We start from the raw sequence: 16883 nt of genomic DNA on the forward strand, positions 1-16883 counted from the left end.
TCCCGCAATGCCGTTCAACTCAGCGCTCGACCTCGCGCGCCCAGCGCTTGGTCCACTCTTCGCGGTTCGGGTTGATCGTATCCCAGTCGACGGCGACCAGGCTTTCGATCTGCTCAGGACCATAAGGCAGGAAGGAGGCCTGCTCTTCGGTCAGCTCCGCTTTGCGGTTGACCGGGCCGGAGCCCATGACGTCGGCGAGCTTCACCTGGATCTCCGGCGTCAGGAGATATTGGATGAACTCGTTGGCGACCTCGGAGACATTGCTGTCGACGACCGGGCAGGCGGCGAGCATGAGGGCGACTGCGCCTTCCTTCGGGTAGGCGAATTTCGCCGGGAAGCCCGTATCGGCGAGCGACTTGGTGCGGCCCGAACCCCAGATCGACAGGGCGATTTCCTGCGACTGGAAGAGCTCCGACATCTTGCCGGAGGACGGCTCGAAGACGAGCACGTTCGGCGCGACGTCGTCGGCCATCGCCTCAAAGCCCGGATCGATGTCCTTCTCGCCGCCGCCGTTGAGCCGCGCCATCATGATGAGGGTGTGCAGGCCATAGGTGTTGGTGATCGGCGGGATCGACAGGATGCCTTCGTATTTCGGATCCTTCAGGTCTTCCCAGCTTGCGGGGGGATCCCAGCCTTCGCGCTCGAACCATTCGGTGTTGTAGGTGAAGCCGGTGGCGACGAAGCCGACGCCGATGGAATTGGGGCCGAGCTTGGCGAGATCGTAGACGTCGTCGAAGACCGCCGCCTTGCTCATCGGGGCGCAGAAGCCGAGGGCGTCCGCCTGATACATCGGGCCGTCGTCGAGAATGACGACGTCGAGCTCCTGATTGCCCTTCTGCGCCTGCAGGCGTGCGAGGTTTTCGGTGGAATTGCCGGCGACGAACTGGATCGTCACGTCATGCGTCTTCTCAAATTCGGGGAAGACGACTTCCTTCATCAAGGTTTCGAAAGAGCCGCCATAGCCGCCGACGACGAGGGTATCCTTCGCCTGGGCGGTCTGAACGGCTAGGAGGGAGCTTGCGGCCGCAAGCGCCATGATGACCGGTTTCATTGAGAACCCCTCTGTATTCTTTTGAGACATGATCATTGAATGGGCGTTTTCCGGGTGTTTCAAATGAGATTATATGTACACCTCATTCCCAAAGGTTATGAGGTGCGCCTTGGCGAAGCCCAATATCCGGCAGGTCGAAGCCTTCAACGCCGTCATGAAGGCCGGGTCCGTGACCAAAGCGGCGGAAGGATTGTTCGTCAGCCAGCCGGCCGTGAGCAAGTTGCTGCACGCCTTCGAAGTGGCCTGCGATCTGCCGCTCTTCACCCGCACCAAGGGCCGCGTCGTGCCGACGCCGGAGGCCCGGCAATTGTTCGTCGAGACCTCCAAGCTCGAGCAGGGGCTGACGCGTGTGCACGAGGCGGCGCGCGCCATCCGCGAATTGCAGCGCGGCGAGATCTCCATCGTCGCCTTTCCGGCGATGAGCATGCGGCTCATTCCGCGCAAGGTGGGCGAGCTCTTGTGCGACCGCCCCGACGTGCTTCTCTCCCTCTTCACGCGCACGTCGCGCAGCGTCGAGAATTCGATGATCACGCGTGCGGCGGATTTCGGCATCTCGCTCGTGCCGACGAGCAATCCGGCGCTGCATTGCGAGCCGTTCACCAACATCTCGATGATCTGCGCCCTGCGCCGCGAGCATCCTCTGGCGCGCAAGGCGGCGATCTCGCTTGAAAGCATCGCCGGGGAGCGTCTCGTGGCGCTCGGGCGGGACGATCTTTCCTATCCGCTCATCGACGAGGCGTTTCAGCGTGCGGGGCTGGCGATGCGGCCGGCGGCGGAAGTGCAGATGGCGGATGCGGCCTGCAGCATGGTCGCGGCCGGATGCGGGGTGGCGATCGTGCCCTCGCTCGTGTCTTTCGAGGCGAGCTTTCCGGAGGTCGTGTTCCGCCCGCTCACCGAGCCGATCGCCATGACGACCTGGCTTTTGACTTCCACCTATCAGGAGCTGTCGCAGCTGGCGCTCGAGCTGATGGACGAGATCCGGAGCGCGGTGGAGGAGCTGGAGGCGGAACTGCACGGCACGCTCGGCCGCGACCGGGGCGCCGATTCGCGGTTTGCGGGCGCGGCGCATCCTTGACTTGTGGCGCGCTGCCGCTTAGGTGAGCGACACTCTATAAAAGAGCCAGATTTACGACCCGCCGACCGGAACGGGATTCCGGAGGTCACCATCCGCCAGCGAAGGTTCGCCCGCGGATGCAATTTGCATTGAACGCTCGAGACGCGCCATGTTCGATACCCTATCAGATCGCCTTTCAGGCATCTTCGACAAGATCACCGGCCGCGGAGCACTTTCCGAGAAGGACGTCTCGGAAGCGCTGCGAGAGGTGCGGCGTGCCCTTCTGGAAGCGGACGTCGCGCTCGAAGTGGTGCGCGCCTTCACCGAGAAGGTGCGCGAGCGTGCCGTCGGCGCCGAAGTCGTGCGCTCCGTCAAGCCGGGGCAGATGGTCGTCAAGATCGTCCACGACCAGCTCGTCGAGATGCTGGGCGAGGAAGCCTCGGAGATCAATCTTCACGCCGCGCCGCCCGTCGCCATCATGATGGTCGGCCTGCAGGGCTCGGGTAAGACGACCTCGACGGCGAAGATCGCCAAGCGCCTGTCGGAGCGGGAGAAGAAGAAGGTCTTGATGGCCTCGCTCGACACCCGCCGGCCGGCGGCGCAGGAGCAGCTCAAGGTGCTGGGCGAACAGATCGGCGTCGCGACCTTGCCGATCATCGAAGGGCAGGGGCCGGTCGACATCGCCAAGCGGGCGCAGAATGCGGCTCGCCTCGGCGGCTACGACGTGCTCATGCTCGATACGGCGGGCCGCACGCATATCGACGAGCCCCTGATGATCGAGATGGAGGAGGTGAAGCGGGCTTCCAATCCGCATGAAATCCTCCTCGTCGCCGACGCGCTCACCGGCCAGGACGCCGTCAATGTGGCGCGCTCCTTCAACGAGCGCTGCGCGGTGACGGGCATCGTCCTCACCCGTATCGACGGCGACGGACGCGGCGGTGCGGCGCTTTCCATGCGCGCCGTCACCGGCAAGCCGATCAAGCTCATCGGGACCGGCGAAAAGATCGACGCGATCGAGGCCTTCCATCCCTCGCGCATCGCCGACCGCATTCTCGGCATGGGCGACATCGTCTCGCTCGTCGAGCGGGCGTCGGAGCAGATCGACCAGGAGAAGGCCCTCAAGACCGCCCAGAAGATGAAGAAGGGCGAGTTCGACCTCGAGGATTTCGCCGAACAGCTTCGTCAGATGGAAAAGATCGGCGGCATGTCGGGCATCATGAGCATGATGCCGGGCATCGGCAAAATGAAGAAGCAGGTGGCTGCGGCCGGTATCGACGACAGCGTCGTGAAACGCCAGCTCGCCATCATCTCGTCGATGACGCGCCAGGAGCGGCAGAAGCCGGCGGTGATGAATGCGAGCCGCAAGAAGCGCGTGGCGGCGGGCTCCGGCGTCGAGGTGCAGGACGTCAACAAGCTCCTCAAGATGCACCGGCAGATGTCGGACATGATGAAGAAGCTCGGCCGCAACAAGAAGATGGCCGGTCTCTTCGGGGGCGCGCAGCCCGATCCGGCGATGCTGGAAGAGATGCAGAAGGGCGGTTTGCCGGGCGGCATGCCTGGCGGGCTTCCGGGCGGTCTCGGCGGCATGCCGGGCGGCCTGCCCAAAGGATTGCCGGGCCTTCCAGGAATGGGAGGCGGGATAGGCGGTCTGCCGGGGCTTCCCGGTCTTGGCCGCGGCAAGAAGAAATAAGGTTCAAACGCAAGGAAGACTGAAATGACTGTGAAACTGAGATTGTCCCGCGGCGGCAGCAAGAAGCGCCCGTTCTACCGGGTCGTGGCCGCTGACGAGCGCTCCCCGCGCGACGGCCGCTACATCGAGCGTGTCGGCACCTACAATCCGCTTCTGCCGAAGGATCATGCCGAGCGCGTCGTGCTCAACACCGAGCGCGTCGAATACTGGCTGTCGCAGGGCGCCCAGCCGACCGACCGCGTGCTGCGCTTCCTCGACGCGGCCGGCCTTGCCAAGCGTCCGGCGCGCAACAACCCGAAGAAGGCCGAGCTCGGCGCCAAAGCCAAGGAGCGCCTCGAGCTGCGCCGCCAGGCCGAAGAAGAGGCGAAGGCTGCCGCCGAGGCGCCGGCCGAGGAAGCGGCGGAGTAATCCGCCGCTTTGCCGGTGCGGCAGGACGGGCCGATGGCGGTTTCGCAAGATCGTGCGGCGGGAGACCGCCTCATCGTCGCAAAGATCGGCCGGGCGCATGGCGTCAGAGGCGAGGTGCGGGTGAAAACCTTCACCGCGGATCCCCTGGCGCTCGCCGATTATTCGCCGCTTTTTGCGTCGGACGGGCGGAGCTTTTCCGTCAAGGAGCTGCGTGCCGACAAGGGCGACATGGTCGTCGCCCGGTTCAAGGGCGTGTCGGACCGCAATGCGGCCGAGGCGCTCAACGGCACGATGCTCTTCGTCGCGCGCGCGGCGCTGCCCGCGCCTGACGAAGACGAGTTCTATTACGCCGATCTCATCGGCCTTGCGGCCGAGGCGCCCGACGGTTCGCCGCTCGGGCGGGTCGTCGCCGTGCACGATTTCGGCGGCGGCGATATCCTCGAGGTGAAGCCCGAGCGGGGCGAGAGCCTGCTCGTCTCCTTCACGCGCGAGGTGGTTCCCTCCATGGATCTTGCCGGCGGGCGCATCGTCGTCGACCTGCCTGCCGAGATCGAAGTGCGGGAAGACGACGCGGCGCGCGAAGATGTGCGAGAAGACGACGCGCAGGACGAAGCCCCGCAGACAGAGAACGCAGGCGAAAGCCCGGCGGAAGAGGACAGAGCATGATCATCGTTGCCGGCGAATTTCGCATTCCCGAGGACCAGCGCGACGCCTTTCTGCCGGCGGCGCAGAAGGTGATGGCCGCGACGCGGCAGGAGGCGGGCTGCCTCCTCTACACCTTCGCCTTCGATCTCGACGTGGCGGGGCTCGTGCGCGTCTTCGAGAAATGGGAAAGCCGCGAGGCGCTCGCGGCGCATTTCAAGACCGCGCATATGGCCGAGTGGCGCCAGGCGCTGTCGGCGATCGGTGTCTCAGGGCGAAGCGTCAAAGCCTATGCCGCCGATGACGGCGAGCCGGTCTAGGACCGGTCCGGAATGAGCTTCAAGGCGAGCGTTCTGACGCTCTTTCCCGAAATGTTTCCGGGGCCGCTCGGCATCTCGCTGGCCGGGCGGGCGCTCGAGGCCGGGCGCTTTGAGCTGGAGGCGCGGCAGATCCGCGAGCACGGCATCGGCACGCACCGCATGGTCGACGACACGCCGGCCGGCGGCGGGCCGGGCATGGTGATGCGCGCCGACGTGATGGCGGCGGCGATCGATGCCGCCGCACCGGACGGCGACCCGCGCCCGCGCCTTCTGATGAGCCCGCGCGGACGCCCCCTGACGCAGCAGATGGTGAAGGATTGGGCCCAAGGCCCCGGCCTCGTCATCGTCTGCGGGCGGTTCGAGGGGATCGACGAACGCGTGATCGAGGCGCGGGGCCTCGAAGAGGTGTCGATCGGCGATTTCGTTCTCTCGGGCGGCGAGATTGCAGCACTTGCCCTTCTCGACGCCGTCGTACGGCTTCTGCCCGGCGTCATGGGCAAGGCGGAATCGGCCTCTGAAGAGAGTTTTGAAAACGGGCTTCTGGAATATCCGCAATATACGCGGCCGCAGGAATTCGAGGGGCGCGAGATCCCGGAGGTTCTGACCTCGGGCCATCACGGCAAGGTCGCCGAATGGCGGCGTGCGGAGGCGCTCAGGCTGACGCGCGAGAGACGGCCGGATCTCTTGGAGAGACCCGCTCAGCCCGTCACGAAATAATAGACGGTGAGGACGAGGCCGACCGCGATGACGAAGCCGCGGACATAGGTCTGCGGGAATTTGCGTGCCGCGGCGACGCCGAGATAGCCGCCGAGCGCGACGGCGACGAGCATCACCGACCCGGCGCTCCAATCGACGATGCCCCCTTGGACGAAGACGGCGATGGCGATGACGGCGATCACCACCGACAAAAGCGTCTTGATGGCATTGATGCGGTGAAAATCGTCGCCCTCGGTGAGGCCGAGCGAGGCGAGCATCATGATGCCCATGCCGGCGCCGAAGAAGCCGCCATAGATCGCCACGACGAACTGGATCAGCCAGGCGAGCCAGGGAGGGGAATGCAGATCGCGCGCCCGCAAGGCGCGTGTGACGCGCGGCCCGGCGGCAAAGAGCGAGGTGGCGGCGATCAAAAGCCAGGGCACCATGGCGCGAAATTGCGGATTGTCGAGCGCCAGAAGCACCAGCGCGCCGATGAGCCCGCCGAAGACGGAGACGATGAGGTAGGGAAAGGAGGCGCGGCCGATTTTTCGCAGTTCGCGCCGATAGGCGAGCGTCGACGTCACATAGCCCGGGAACTGGGTGATGGAGGTCGTGGCGTTGGCCGTGATCGGCGGGACGCCGACGAGGGTGAGCGCGCCGAAGGCGATGAAGGTGCCGCCACCGGCAACCGCATTGATGGCACCGGAGACGAAACCGGCGAGGACGAGCAGAAGAATGTCGAGAAGGGACATGGCGCAGGTTTCGTCGTGACGGTTCGAAGGCGTTTCGGGGCGATGGATGGCCGTTTGTCGGCGGCGGACGTCCTAAACCTGTCTGCGCCGGAGCGCAAAAGGCAAGTCCGCCATTGTGACGAGAGATGAAACGTGTCAGCAGGGCGTGCCGGCGCCGCAGAGTCTCGCCGCAGCGTCGTTTTTGCATGCCGGGGGCGTCGACATGAGGCGCGAGAGCGTGTATATGGCCGCCAACTTCCGATCCGATGTGCGAAACAAAGCCGCGCAACGGTCGTTTCGTCGTGAAACGACACGTCGAGACAAACCAGCGCGCGACGAAGAGGTTTGAGAAATGAACGCGATCCAAGAGATCGAGCAGGCGGAGATGGCGACGATCGTCGATCGGCGTGTCATTCCGGAGTTCGAGGCGGGCGACACGGTCCGCGTACATGTGCGTGTGACGGACGGCAACCGCACCCGTCTGCAGGCCTATGAGGGCGTCGTTATCGCGCGCTCCGGCGGCGGTCTTCACGAGAGCTTCACGGTGCGGAAGATCTCGTACGGCGAGGGCGTGGAGCGCGTCTTTCCGGTCTATTCTCCGCTGATCGAAAAGCTCGAAGTTGTGCGGCGCGGCAAGGTCCGGCGCGCGAAGCTCTATTATCTGCGCGGCCGTCGCGGCAAGTCGGCACGTATCGCCGAAGATGCGCGCGTGCGCGCCAAGCGCTTGAACGACGAGGCGCGAGAAATCGCAGCCGCCGAGCGCGCAGCCGTCAAGGAAGCGAAGGAAGCCGCCAAGGCAGAAAACGCCGAAGGCTGACTCTGAGCTTTATTCCCGCCCGTTCGGGCGGGCCGAAACGTTTTAAAGGCGCCCTGCGGGGCGCCTTTTTATTTGCGCGATCGAACGTTTGTCCTTCAGAAAATTTTGCGGCAGTGCAACCGAGCCTTGTTGGAGCGGCGCGGACCATCGAAAGTAGTATTGCGATGGGTGCATGGGACCTATACCGAAACGCATGGCGAACCAGCGTCGCCCGAATGCGGTCCGCCGCCAACGAATTGAAAAATATACTGGAGGAATGAACGCTCATGAGCACCAACGATAGGACGAGTCTGTCTCGCCGCAGCCTCCTCAAGGCCTCCGCTGCAGGCGCGACCGTACTCGCCGCCCCGCATTTCTTCATCAAGGGTGCGTATGCGGCCGAATACTGCAACATGCCGACGGGCGACACAGTCACGCTCGGTTTCAACGTGCCGCAGACCGGCCCTTATGCCGATGAAGGCCTCGATGAACTCAAGGCCTTCCAGCTCGCCGTCAAGCATTTGAACGGTGAAGGCGACGGTGGCGCCCTCAACACTTTCAAGCCGTCGAACCTCAAGGGCAACGGCATTCTCGGCAAGAAGGTCGCCTATGTATCGGGCGACACGCAGACGAAATCGGATGCCGCCCGTGCGTCGGCCAAGCGCATGATCGAGAAGGACGGCGCCCTGATGATCTCCGGCGGTTCCTCGTCGGGCGTCGCGGTCGCGGTGCAGTCGCTGTGCCAGGAAACCGGCGTCATCTTCATGGCCGGCCTCACGCATTCCAACGACACGACCGGCAAGGACAAGCGCCGCTACGGCTTCCGCCACTTCTTCAACGCCTACATGTCCGGCCAGGCGCTCGGCCCGATCCTCGCCCAGGAATACGGCAAGGACCGCAAGGCCTATCACCTGACCGCCGATTACACCTGGGGCTGGACGCAGGAAGAATCGATCAAGGACGCCACCGAGAAGCTCGGCTGGGAGACGGTGCAGACCGTGCGCACGCCGCTCGGTGCCGGCGATTTCTCGCAGTATCTGACGCCGGTCCTGAATTCCGGCGCCGACGTGTTGATCCTCAACCATTACGGTTCCGACATGGTGAACTCGCTGCGCCAGGCGGTGCAGTTCGGCATGCGCGAGAAGCAGGTGAACGGCAAAGACTTCCAGATCGTCGTGCCGCTCTATTCCGAGTTGATGGCGATGGGCGCCGGCGAGGCGGTGAAGGGCATCCTCGGCACCGCCAACTGGAACTGGCAGCTCGACAACGAGGGCACCAAGGCCTTTGCCAAGTCGTTCGGCCAGGAATACGGCCAGCCGCCGTCGCAGGCGGCGCAGACCTGCTACGCCCAGACGATCCTCTACGCCAATGCCTGCGAGACGGCGGGCGAGTTCACGCCGCCGGCGGTGATCAAGGCGCTGGAAGGCTTCGAATTCGAGGGCCTCGGCAACGGCAAGACGCTCTATCGCGCCGAAGACCACCAGTGCTTCAAGCCGGTGCTCGTCGTGAAGGGCAAGGAAAACCCCTCCAACCAGTTCGACATCCTGGAAGTCGTCGAAGTGGTGCCGACCGAACAGGTGACCTACGACCCGTCGATCTTCGGCGGCGAGCTCGGCCCCTACGAGGTCCAGGGCTGCTAAGGCCCAAGCAACCGGTGCCGACCGCCGTCGTGCGGTCGGCTTCCTCCCCCCGTTGATGCCTGATCGACCCGCTTTGCGAGCGGGTTGGAGGGGATATGGACGCGCTTATTCTTCAAATTTTGAACGGTCTCGACAAAGGCGCCGCCTATGCGCTCATCGCGCTCGGCCTGACGCTCGTCTTCGGGACGCTCGGTGTCGTCAACTTCGCCCATGGGGCGCTTTTCATGCTCGGCGCTTTTTGCGCCGTGACCATGCAGAAGCTTCTGACCCTGTCGACGCGGGTTCGCGACGAGAGCATCACCTTCTTCGAAGCCTATAAGGAAGTCCCGTATCTGGAGAGCTGGCTCGGCGATACGGGGCGGATCATCATCGATTATTCGGTGCCGCTTTCGATCCTCCTGACGATCCCGCTGATGCTTCTCGTCGGCGTCGTCATGGAGCGCGGCCTCATCCGGCATTTCTACAAGCGCAGCCATGCCGAGCAGATCCTCGTCACTTTCGGCCTCGCGATCGTGCTGCAGGAGATCATCAAGGCGATCTTCGGCGCCAACCCTGTGCCTGTGCCGGCGCCGCCCGCCGTGGCCGGCTCCGCCTCCATCGGCGAATGGTTCGGCCTCGGCCCGGCGATCTCCTATCCCTGGTGGCGCCTCGTCTATCTCGGCTTCTCTCTCGTCATTCTTGCCGCCGTCTTCGCCTTCCTGCAGCTCACCACCTTCGGCATGACGGTCCGGGCGGGCATGCGCGACCGCGAGACGGTCGGACTTCTCGGCATCGACATCGAAAAGCGCTTCATCATCGTCTTCGCGCTGGCGGCGATCGTCGCAGGCCTCGCCGGTGCGATGTACGCGCCGATTCTCGCGCCCAACTACCATCTCGGCATGGACTTTCTGGTGATCTCCTTCGTCGTCGTCGTGGTCGGCGGCATGGGATCGCTCGGCGGCGCGGTCGCGGCAGGCTTCCTTCTCGGCATCCTGCAATCCTTTGCCTCCATGACGGAGGTGAAATCGATCCTGCCGGGCATCGATCAGATCATCATCTATCTCGTCGCCGTCGTGATCCTCTTGGTGCGCCCGCGCGGTTTGATGGGCCGCTCCGGGATCTTGGAGACCTAAGCATGGTCAAGAAAGTCATCCAAAAAATCCGCAAGGCCGCGATTTCCGATCCGGATTTCGAAGTCTCCACCCGGCAATTGCCGCCGCGGGGGCCGGAAACGAAGCCGATGACGCCGGTCGACAAGGACTGGATCGCCATCGTCGCCTTCACGCTCGTCGTTCTCACCATGCCCTGGTGGCTGCAGCCGCTCGGCGCCGCCTATCCGGACCTCATGCAGAAGTTCGCGATCTACGGCATCTTCGCGCTCGGCTTCAATCTGCTCTTCGGCCTGACGGGCTACCTCTCCTTCGGGCATGCCGCCTTTCTCGGCGTCGGCTCCTATGCGGCGGTGTGGTCGTTCAAGCTCTTCACCATGAACATCATTCCGGCGGTCCTCTTCGCGATGCTGATCGCCGGTGTGCTCGCCGTCGTCATCGGCTTCATCAGCCTCAGACGGTCGGGCATCTACTTCTCGATCCTGACGCTGGCGCTCGCCCAGATGTGCTACAATCTCGCCTATTCGGTCCTGACGCCGATCACCAATGGCGAGACCGGCCTGCGCGTCTTGCGCGACGATCCGCGCTATCTCGATGCCGCCTTCGGGGCCGAGCACCAGGGCGTGCTTCTCGGCACGCTCTTCGGCGAGCGGATGGTCGGCTATCCGGGCTTCTATCTGTGCGCGGTGCTTCTCATCATCGCCTTCTACATCGCGCTTCGGATCATGCGCTCGCCCTACGGCATGATGCTGCGGGCCATCAAATCGAACCAGAACCGCATGATCTATACGGGCTTCAACCCGCGTCCCTACATGCTGACGATCTTCATCATCTCCGGCATGTATGCGGGGCTTGCCGGCGCGCTTCTCGCCATCACCGATCCGCTGGCCGGGGCGGAGCGCATGCAGTGGACGGCCTCGGGCGAGGTCGTGCTGATGACCATTCTCGGCGGGGCCGGCACCATTTCCGGACCGATCCTCGGGGCGGCCATCATCAAATATTTCGAGAACATCTTCTCGGCCCTGAACGACAGCGCGCTCGCCTCGGCCTTCTCCTTCCTGCCGCACAGCGTCCAGGAATTCGTCGTCACTATTCTGAGCCCCTTCGTCGGCGAGGGATGGCATCTGACGCTCGGCCTCCTCTTCATGGTGATCGTCATCTTCCTGCCCGGCGGCATCATGGAAGGTATCCGGCGGACCTACCGCTTCCTGCGCGGGCATGGTCGCGGATCGAAGACGCAGACCGATCTGCAGGCTGCAGAGTGAAAGGCTGACAGATGAACAACGCAGTCCTGCATGTGTCGGAAGTACAAAAGAGCTTTGGGGGCCTCCGCGCCCTCACCGACATCGAGCTCCAGGTGGAGAAGGGCAAAACCCACGCCATCATCGGGCCGAACGGTGCCGGCAAATCGACGCTTCTCAATGTGTGCATCGGGCGGCTGCCGCCCGATTCCGGCACCGTCACCTTCGATGGGCATCTCATCACCGGGCGGCCGCCCTACGAGATCAACCAGCTCGGCGTGGCGCGCGTGTTCCAGACGCCGGAGATCTTTCCCGATCTCTCGCTTCTGCAGAACGTCATGGTGCCGGCCTTCGCCAAGCGCGACGGCACGTTCCGCATGAGCGCGCTCTCCTCGCTCGAAAAGGAGACGGATCTGCGCGACGAGGCGGAAAAACTTCTGGAGGATGTCGGGCTTCTGCAGTTCTACGCCAAGCTCGCCTCCAGCCTGTCGCGCGGCGACAAACGCCGGCTGGAACTCGCCATGTGCCTCATCCAGCATCCGAAGCTTCTGCTTCTCGACGAGCCGACGGCGGGCATGTCGCGGCACGACACCAACCGCACCATCGATCTTCTCAAGCAGATCAAGGAGCGCGGCATGACCAAGGTGATCATCGAGCACGACATGCATGTCGTGTTCTCGCTCGCCGACCGCATCTCGGTTCTGGCGCAGGGCAAGATCATCGCCGAGGGAACGCCCGACGAAGTGCGCGGCAGCCCGCGCGTGCAGGAAGCCTATCTGGGAGGAGCGCATTGATGAACGCCATGATGACCGGGACAAGCGAGGCGACCCCGATCGATCCGCAGGCGTCGACGGCTGCGAACCCGCAGGCGCCGGGCACCGCCCAGACGAAGATGATCGACAGGACCGGCTACGAAGAAGGCGCCTTCTTCTCCTGCCGCGATCTGCATGCCTATTACGGCGAGAGCTATATCGTGCAGGGCGTCAGCTTCTCCATCCAGGAGAGGGAAGTGCTCGCCCTTCTCGGGCGCAACGGCGCCGGCAAGACCTCGACCTTGCGCACCATCGCGCGTGCCGGCAATCCGGAACTCAGGCAGGGCGAGATCTGGCTCAAGGATCAGGCGCTGCACAAGATGGTCGACTATCAGGCGGCGCGGGCCGGCGTCGTGCTGGTGCCGGAGGACCGGCGCATCATTCCGGGGCTGACGGTGGAAGAAAACCTCGTCCTCGCCCGCATCGAAGAGCCGCGCGGCTGGGAAATCGAAGAGGTCTACGAGCGTTTTCCGCGGCTTGCCGAGCGGCGCAACCAGGAAGCCACGACGATGTCGGGCGGCGAACAGCAGATGCTGGCGGTCGCCCGCGCGCTGGTGCGCGATCTGAAGCTTCTGCTCCTCGACGAGCCCTATGAGGGGCTCGCGCCGGTGATCGTGCGCGAGATCGAAAAGATCGTCGCCGAGATCAAGGAGATCGGCATCACCACGGTGATCGTGGAACAGAACGCCGTCGCCGCCCTGCAGCTCGCCGACCGGGCGATGATCCTCGACATGGGCGAGGTGGTCTATGAGGGGACGGCGAAGGAGGTCCTCGAAAACGAGGATCTCAGGCACGAATATCTGGCGGTGTGACCGGCCCGGCGATCCGGGCGGCCGCGGGTTGTCACCGGCGGCCGCCTGTTTTTTCCGCTATTTTTCGGCCGTCCGCTTTTCGGCCGTCTACCTCTCTGCCGTCACGGCGATGATCGGGCCGAGGGGGAAGAAACCGTCGGCGCGGCGCAGCTCGGGGGCGTAGAGGCTCGAAATCGAGCCGTCGAGGAAGAGAGCGTTGTCGCAGCCGATTCGGTCCTTGAAGAAGCCTGAAAACTCCCAGAACGTCACCGGGCCTTCGGAGACCGCGAAAACGATCTCGCCCTTTTTGGTGACGCAGACGCCGTTGCGTTTCTTGGCGCTGTCGCTGTCCTTCAGGAAACGCGGATGGCGCTTGCCGTCGATGAGGAGCATCGGGCCGGACTGGGTGGCGAAATCCGCCGGCGGCTTGCGGCGCAGATAGGCCTCCGTCTCCAGAACCCCCGCCTTGCCGCCGCCGATCCAGAAGATGCCGTTCGGTAGCATGTGGAAATTGCCGGGGCCCTTGTTGGTGTTGGCGCTCTTCACCGTACGGCCGTCTTCGACATAAAGGCCGACCGGCGAGAAATCCTCGTGATACATGCCGCCGTTCATGGCGAAGACGAGACGCTTTCCCTCGCTCTCGAGCGCCGATTTCAGCGCCCGGAACGAGCCATAGGGCTTGCCCGCCGCGTCGTTGAGATAAAGCCGGACGTCGTCGGTTGCGGGATCGAAGCGGCAGACGGCATAGGAGCGTTCGCCGTCGCGCGTCACCTCGCAATTCTGGCCGGCGGCAAAGGCCGGGCCGAGAAGGGCGGAGGGAATGGTGAGGCCCGCAAGAAGCAGGGACATAAATCTGCGCATGCCTCCGGTTAGCCCGGACGGGCGGCGAAGTCATCCCGACACGTTGCGAAGACGGGCCGGCACGGCGCGAAGAGCCCAGACGATGCGAAGGGGCGGCACGAGGCGAAGGGCGGTCTGCCCCTCACGCGCAAGGCGATGAGCAAACTTACGCAATTGTGCGGGATGAAAGAATTGAGAGGAGCGGGCCAAGTTGCTATATGCAGCGCCATGTCGTCGAACGAAACGCCCAAGGCCGGGTCGCGCGGAGCGGTCGGGGCCATCTTCCATTCCACGCACGCTTTTGCGGCGATCGACGACCATGCGCGTCTGCCCTGGCGGTTTTTTGCGCGTCTCTTCGCCTCCGACGGATCGCTTACGAGCGCCTGACGGCGCCCTTTCCCCTTTTTGCGATCACAACCGAGTAGACCCATGAAACCGAGAACGCTTTACGACAAAATCTGGGGCGACCATCTGGTCGACCGCCAACCCGACGGCACCTGCCTCCTCTATATCGACCGTCATCTCGTGCACGAAGTGACGAGCCCCCAGGCCTTCGAGGGCCTCAGGATCGCCGGGCGCAAGGTGCATGCGCCGGACAAGACGCTCGCCGTCGTCGATCACAACGTGCCGACGACCGACCGCTCGAAAGGCATCGACGATCCGGAATCGGCGCTGCAGGTCGACACGCTCGCCACGAACGCCGCCGATTTCGGCATCGAATATTACAACGAACTCGATATGCGGCAGGGCATCGTCCACATCATCGGGCCGGAGCAGGGTTTTACGCTGCCCGGCATGACGATCGTATGCGGCGACAGCCATACCTCGACGCATGGCGCCTTCGGGGCGCTCGCGCACGGCATCGGCACGTCCGAAGTGGAGCATGTGCTCGCCACCCAGACGCTCATCCAGTCGAAGGCGAAGAACATGCGCGTCACCGTCGACGGCAAGCTGCCGGACGGCGTGACGGCGAAGGACATCATCCTCGCGATCATCGGCGAGATCGGCACGGCCGGCGGCACCGGCCATGTCATCGAATATGCCGGCGAGGCGATCCGCTCGCTGTCGATGGAAGGCCGCATGACGGTGTGCAACATGTCGATCGAGGGTGGTGCCCGCGCCGGCATGATCGCCCCCGACGAGATCACCTATGCCTATATCGCCGACCGGCCGCGGGCCCCGAAGGGTTCGGCCTGGGACATGGCGAAGGCCTATTGGGAGAGCCTGCCTTCCGACGAGGGGGCGCATTTCGATCGGGAAGTCCGGCTCGACGCGGCCAATCTGCCGCCGATCGTGACCTGGGGGTCATCGCCCGAAGATGTCATCTCGGTTCTCGGCGCGGTGCCGAACCCGGACGACATCGCCGATGAGAACAAGCGCGCCTCGAAGTGGCGGGCGCTCAAATATATGGGGCTGACGCCGGGCACGACGATGACCGACATCGCGCTCGACCGCGTCTTCATCGGCTCGTGCACCAATGGCCGCATCGAGGATCTCAGGGCGGCCGCCAAGGTCGCGGAAGGCCGCAAGGTCGCCGAGAGCGTCAACGCCATGGTGGTGCCGGGATCGGGCCTCGTGAAGGCGCAGGCGGAAGCGGAAGGCCTCGACAAGATCTTCCTCGCCGCGGGCTTCGAATGGCGCGAGCCGGGCTGTTCCATGTGCCTTGCCATGAATGCCGACAAGCTCGCCCCGGAAGAGCGCTGCGCCTCCACCTCGAACCGCAATTTCGAGGGACGGCAGGGTTTCAAGGGCCGCACGCATCTCGTGTCGCCGGCGATGGCGGCCGCGGCGGCGATCGCCGGGCGCTTCGTCGACGTGCGCGATTGGGGCCACTGAATCTCGGGCTATTGAGAACTGCTCACCCTGAACTCTCAGGGATCTGAATACTGAAAGGGCCGTCCCTCGGGCGGCCCTTTTTCGTTGGGAATTTTTCGTTTCGTTGAGATTTTCGGATGGTGCGCCGAGGGCTCAGCGATGCACGATCTTGTTGAAGCGGCTGGTGCGGCCGCCGGCCGTCTCGTTCTGGACGAGAAGCGCCAGATTGCCGCCCTCGAAGGTTTCGAACCAGGTCTCCCAGGTGATCGGCTCCAGGCCCTCCTCAGGTTCGCCGAAATCGATCCGGAGCACGCCGACGCCGTCGCCCTCCGTGGCCGTCGCCGACACCATCGCAGGTTTGCCGCCGCGCTCTTCGACCCACTTCTTGATGTCTTCGTGGCGCGTCAATTTGTGCGCTTCGCTCATCTCTGTCTCCTCTGGGTTCTTGAGAAAACAGGTGCGATTGGCTCCGGTTCCCCGGGAATTGGGGGGCGTCCCGCGGAAGCAGACGGGTGGGCGGTCCTCTTCGGGTGAGCCGCTTTTCGCAAGCGCTCACGCAAAAAACAGGCGGGGCCGCAGCCCCGCCTGCCGTCACCCGCAAATTGCGGGAAGACTCTTAAAGCTCTGCCGACGAGAGCTTAGTTGTTGGTGCCTTCGGTGCCCGGAGCATACGGCTCCAGCGGCTCGTCCTGGCTTTCCTTGCTGGCCATGTTGCCGTCCGAAGAGGTCGAATGCATGGCAGAGGAATACATCGTCTTGTCGTCGTCGCAGGACACGTAGACCTCGCGGTCGTTGTCCATCATCGTGTAGTAATTGCCGGTCTCGCAGGTCTCCGGACGTTCGCCGGAGGTCTCGCCCGGGCCATAGATGCGGGCTTCCTGCTCGGTGTCGGTGTTGACGATCACCTTGTTGTCCTGAGCGTCCTTGCGCAGGATCATCTCGGCGTTGGCGGCGCTCACGCCCACCATCATGGCGGTCATGGAAACAGCGGTGAGTTTCGCAAAGGTCATAGGATATCTCCTTGATTTGCCTCTCGTGGGAGTTCCCCGCCGCTCGATCGCATGAAGGATCAGACGGCGCGGGAGAGGCGATGTTGGCGTTGCCTCGGCGAAACAACGTCGAGCTCGGGCGACGGTTCGCTGAAATAATTGTGATCGGTGAGTCGGCTAAGTGTTTGGAACTTAAGAGCTAAACGCAAGTTCGGGCGCGCCTCGAGCGGGCGCGAGGAAGAAGCGCGGGGCTTGCAGGGGGCGGGGCTATTCGGGTTT

At 64.1% G+C, this 16883-nt stretch carries 19 protein-coding genes; 14 read left to right on the forward strand and 5 right to left on the reverse strand.

Features of this window, described 5'->3' with window-relative positions:
• Nucleotides 1-19: 19 nt before the first annotated feature.
• Nucleotides 20-1051 carry an ABC transporter substrate-binding protein gene (locus ACK8CP_RS16685; protein WP_234630264.1) on the reverse strand — a complete coding sequence of 344 codons (1032 nt, stop codon included), beginning with the start codon at nucleotides 1049-1051 and terminating at the stop codon, nucleotides 20-22.
• 109 nt (nucleotides 1052-1160) lie between these two features.
• Between ACK8CP_RS16685 and ACK8CP_RS16690 the strand changes: the two genes are divergently transcribed.
• The 6 genes from ACK8CP_RS16690 (at nucleotide 1161) to trmD (ending at nucleotide 5882) form a co-directional block, all read left to right on the forward strand.
• Nucleotides 1161-2126, forward strand: coding sequence for a LysR substrate-binding domain-containing protein (locus ACK8CP_RS16690; RefSeq protein ID WP_234630265.1), 966 nt, complete (start codon nucleotides 1161-1163; stop codon nucleotides 2124-2126).
• A 148-nt stretch (nucleotides 2127-2274) separates the two neighbouring features.
• Nucleotides 2275-3795 (forward strand): signal recognition particle protein, encoded by a 1521-nt coding sequence (gene ffh / locus ACK8CP_RS16695; RefSeq protein ID WP_414832561.1) that lies wholly within the window; start codon nucleotides 2275-2277, stop codon nucleotides 3793-3795.
• Between the two features lie 24 nt (nucleotides 3796-3819).
• The gene (gene rpsP, locus ACK8CP_RS16700; RefSeq protein WP_128290684.1) at nucleotides 3820-4203 is read left to right on the forward strand and encodes a 30S ribosomal protein S16; all 384 of its coding nucleotides are present in this window, start codon (nucleotides 3820-3822) and stop codon (nucleotides 4201-4203) included.
• Between the two features lie 33 nt (nucleotides 4204-4236).
• Nucleotides 4237-4869 carry a ribosome maturation factor RimM gene (gene rimM, locus ACK8CP_RS16705; protein WP_414832562.1) on the forward strand — a complete coding sequence of 211 codons (633 nt, stop codon included), beginning with the start codon at nucleotides 4237-4239 and terminating at the stop codon, nucleotides 4867-4869.
• On the forward strand, nucleotides 4866-5165 hold the full coding sequence (locus ACK8CP_RS16710; protein WP_234630268.1) for a putative quinol monooxygenase: 300 nt from the start codon (nucleotides 4866-4868) through the stop codon (nucleotides 5163-5165). Before rimM ends, ACK8CP_RS16710 begins: the two co-directional genes overlap by 4 nt.
• Before the next feature lie 12 nt (nucleotides 5166-5177).
• Nucleotides 5178-5882: a tRNA (guanosine(37)-N1)-methyltransferase TrmD gene (gene trmD, locus ACK8CP_RS16715; RefSeq protein ID WP_414832563.1), complete on the forward strand. Its 705-nt coding sequence runs from the start codon at nucleotides 5178-5180 to the stop codon at nucleotides 5880-5882.
• Here trmD and ACK8CP_RS16720 read toward each other — a convergent pair.
• Nucleotides 5864-6613, reverse strand: coding sequence for a sulfite exporter TauE/SafE family protein (locus tag ACK8CP_RS16720; RefSeq protein ID WP_414832564.1), 750 nt, complete (start codon nucleotides 6611-6613; stop codon nucleotides 5864-5866). The two genes, trmD and ACK8CP_RS16720, sit on opposite strands and share 19 nt — an antisense overlap.
• A 331-nt stretch (nucleotides 6614-6944) precedes the next feature.
• Here ACK8CP_RS16720 and rplS point away from each other — a divergent pair, with 331 nt between their 5' ends.
• The 6 genes from rplS to ACK8CP_RS16750 all read left to right on the forward strand — a co-directional run bounded on the left by rplS (nucleotide 6945) and on the right by ACK8CP_RS16750 (nucleotide 12981).
• Nucleotides 6945-7409: a 50S ribosomal protein L19 gene (gene rplS, locus ACK8CP_RS16725; RefSeq protein ID WP_234630271.1), complete on the forward strand. Its 465-nt coding sequence runs from the start codon at nucleotides 6945-6947 to the stop codon at nucleotides 7407-7409.
• 266 nt (nucleotides 7410-7675) lie between these two features.
• The gene (locus ACK8CP_RS16730) at nucleotides 7676-9028 is read left to right on the forward strand and encodes a substrate-binding protein (RefSeq protein ID WP_234630272.1); all 1353 of its coding nucleotides are present in this window, start codon (nucleotides 7676-7678) and stop codon (nucleotides 9026-9028) included.
• Between the two features lie 95 nt (nucleotides 9029-9123).
• Nucleotides 9124-10140, forward strand: a complete 1017-nt coding sequence (locus tag ACK8CP_RS16735) for a branched-chain amino acid ABC transporter permease (RefSeq protein ID WP_414832565.1) — start codon at nucleotides 9124-9126, stop codon at nucleotides 10138-10140.
• Between the two features lie 107 nt (nucleotides 10141-10247).
• Nucleotides 10248-11381: a branched-chain amino acid ABC transporter permease gene (locus ACK8CP_RS16740; protein WP_370642440.1), complete on the forward strand. Its 1134-nt coding sequence runs from the start codon at nucleotides 10248-10250 to the stop codon at nucleotides 11379-11381.
• 11 nt (nucleotides 11382-11392) lie between these two features.
• Nucleotides 11393-12151: an ABC transporter ATP-binding protein gene (locus tag ACK8CP_RS16745; protein ID WP_092813511.1), complete on the forward strand. Its 759-nt coding sequence runs from the start codon at nucleotides 11393-11395 to the stop codon at nucleotides 12149-12151.
• A 98-nt stretch (nucleotides 12152-12249) separates the two neighbouring features.
• Complete coding sequence (locus tag ACK8CP_RS16750; protein ID WP_234630394.1) at nucleotides 12250-12981, forward strand: ABC transporter ATP-binding protein; 732 nt, start codon at nucleotides 12250-12252, stop codon at nucleotides 12979-12981.
• A gap of 87 nt (nucleotides 12982-13068) precedes the next feature.
• On the opposite strand, the gene ACK8CP_RS16755 is transcribed toward ACK8CP_RS16750, so the two are convergent.
• The gene (locus ACK8CP_RS16755) at nucleotides 13069-13821 is read right to left on the reverse strand and encodes a phosphodiester glycosidase family protein (protein WP_414832566.1); all 753 of its coding nucleotides are present in this window, start codon (nucleotides 13819-13821) and stop codon (nucleotides 13069-13071) included.
• Between the two features lie 207 nt (nucleotides 13822-14028).
• Here ACK8CP_RS16755 and ACK8CP_RS16760 point away from each other — a divergent pair, with 207 nt between their 5' ends.
• The gene (locus tag ACK8CP_RS16760; protein WP_234630275.1) at nucleotides 14029-14187 is read left to right on the forward strand and encodes a hypothetical protein; all 159 of its coding nucleotides are present in this window, start codon (nucleotides 14029-14031) and stop codon (nucleotides 14185-14187) included.
• Between the two features lie 42 nt (nucleotides 14188-14229).
• Nucleotides 14230-15636 (forward strand): 3-isopropylmalate dehydratase large subunit, encoded by a 1407-nt coding sequence (gene leuC / locus ACK8CP_RS16765; protein ID WP_414832567.1) that lies wholly within the window; start codon nucleotides 14230-14232, stop codon nucleotides 15634-15636.
• A 132-nt stretch (nucleotides 15637-15768) separates the two neighbouring features.
• On the opposite strand, the gene ACK8CP_RS16770 is transcribed toward leuC, so the two are convergent.
• Both ACK8CP_RS16770 and ACK8CP_RS16775 read right to left on the reverse strand, forming a co-directional pair.
• Entirely contained in the window at nucleotides 15769-16041 is a 273-nt protein-coding gene (locus ACK8CP_RS16770; protein WP_234630277.1) for a hypothetical protein, read from the reverse strand.
• 212 nt (nucleotides 16042-16253) lie between these two features.
• On the reverse strand, nucleotides 16254-16625 hold the full coding sequence (locus ACK8CP_RS16775; RefSeq protein ID WP_234630278.1) for a hypothetical protein: 372 nt from the start codon (nucleotides 16623-16625) through the stop codon (nucleotides 16254-16256).
• Nucleotides 16626-16883 lie beyond the last annotated feature (258 nt).

The sequence above is a fragment of the Afifella sp. YEN Y35 genome (assembly GCF_047553465.1).
Lineage (GTDB): Bacteria > Pseudomonadota > Alphaproteobacteria > Rhizobiales > Afifellaceae > Afifella > Afifella aestuarii.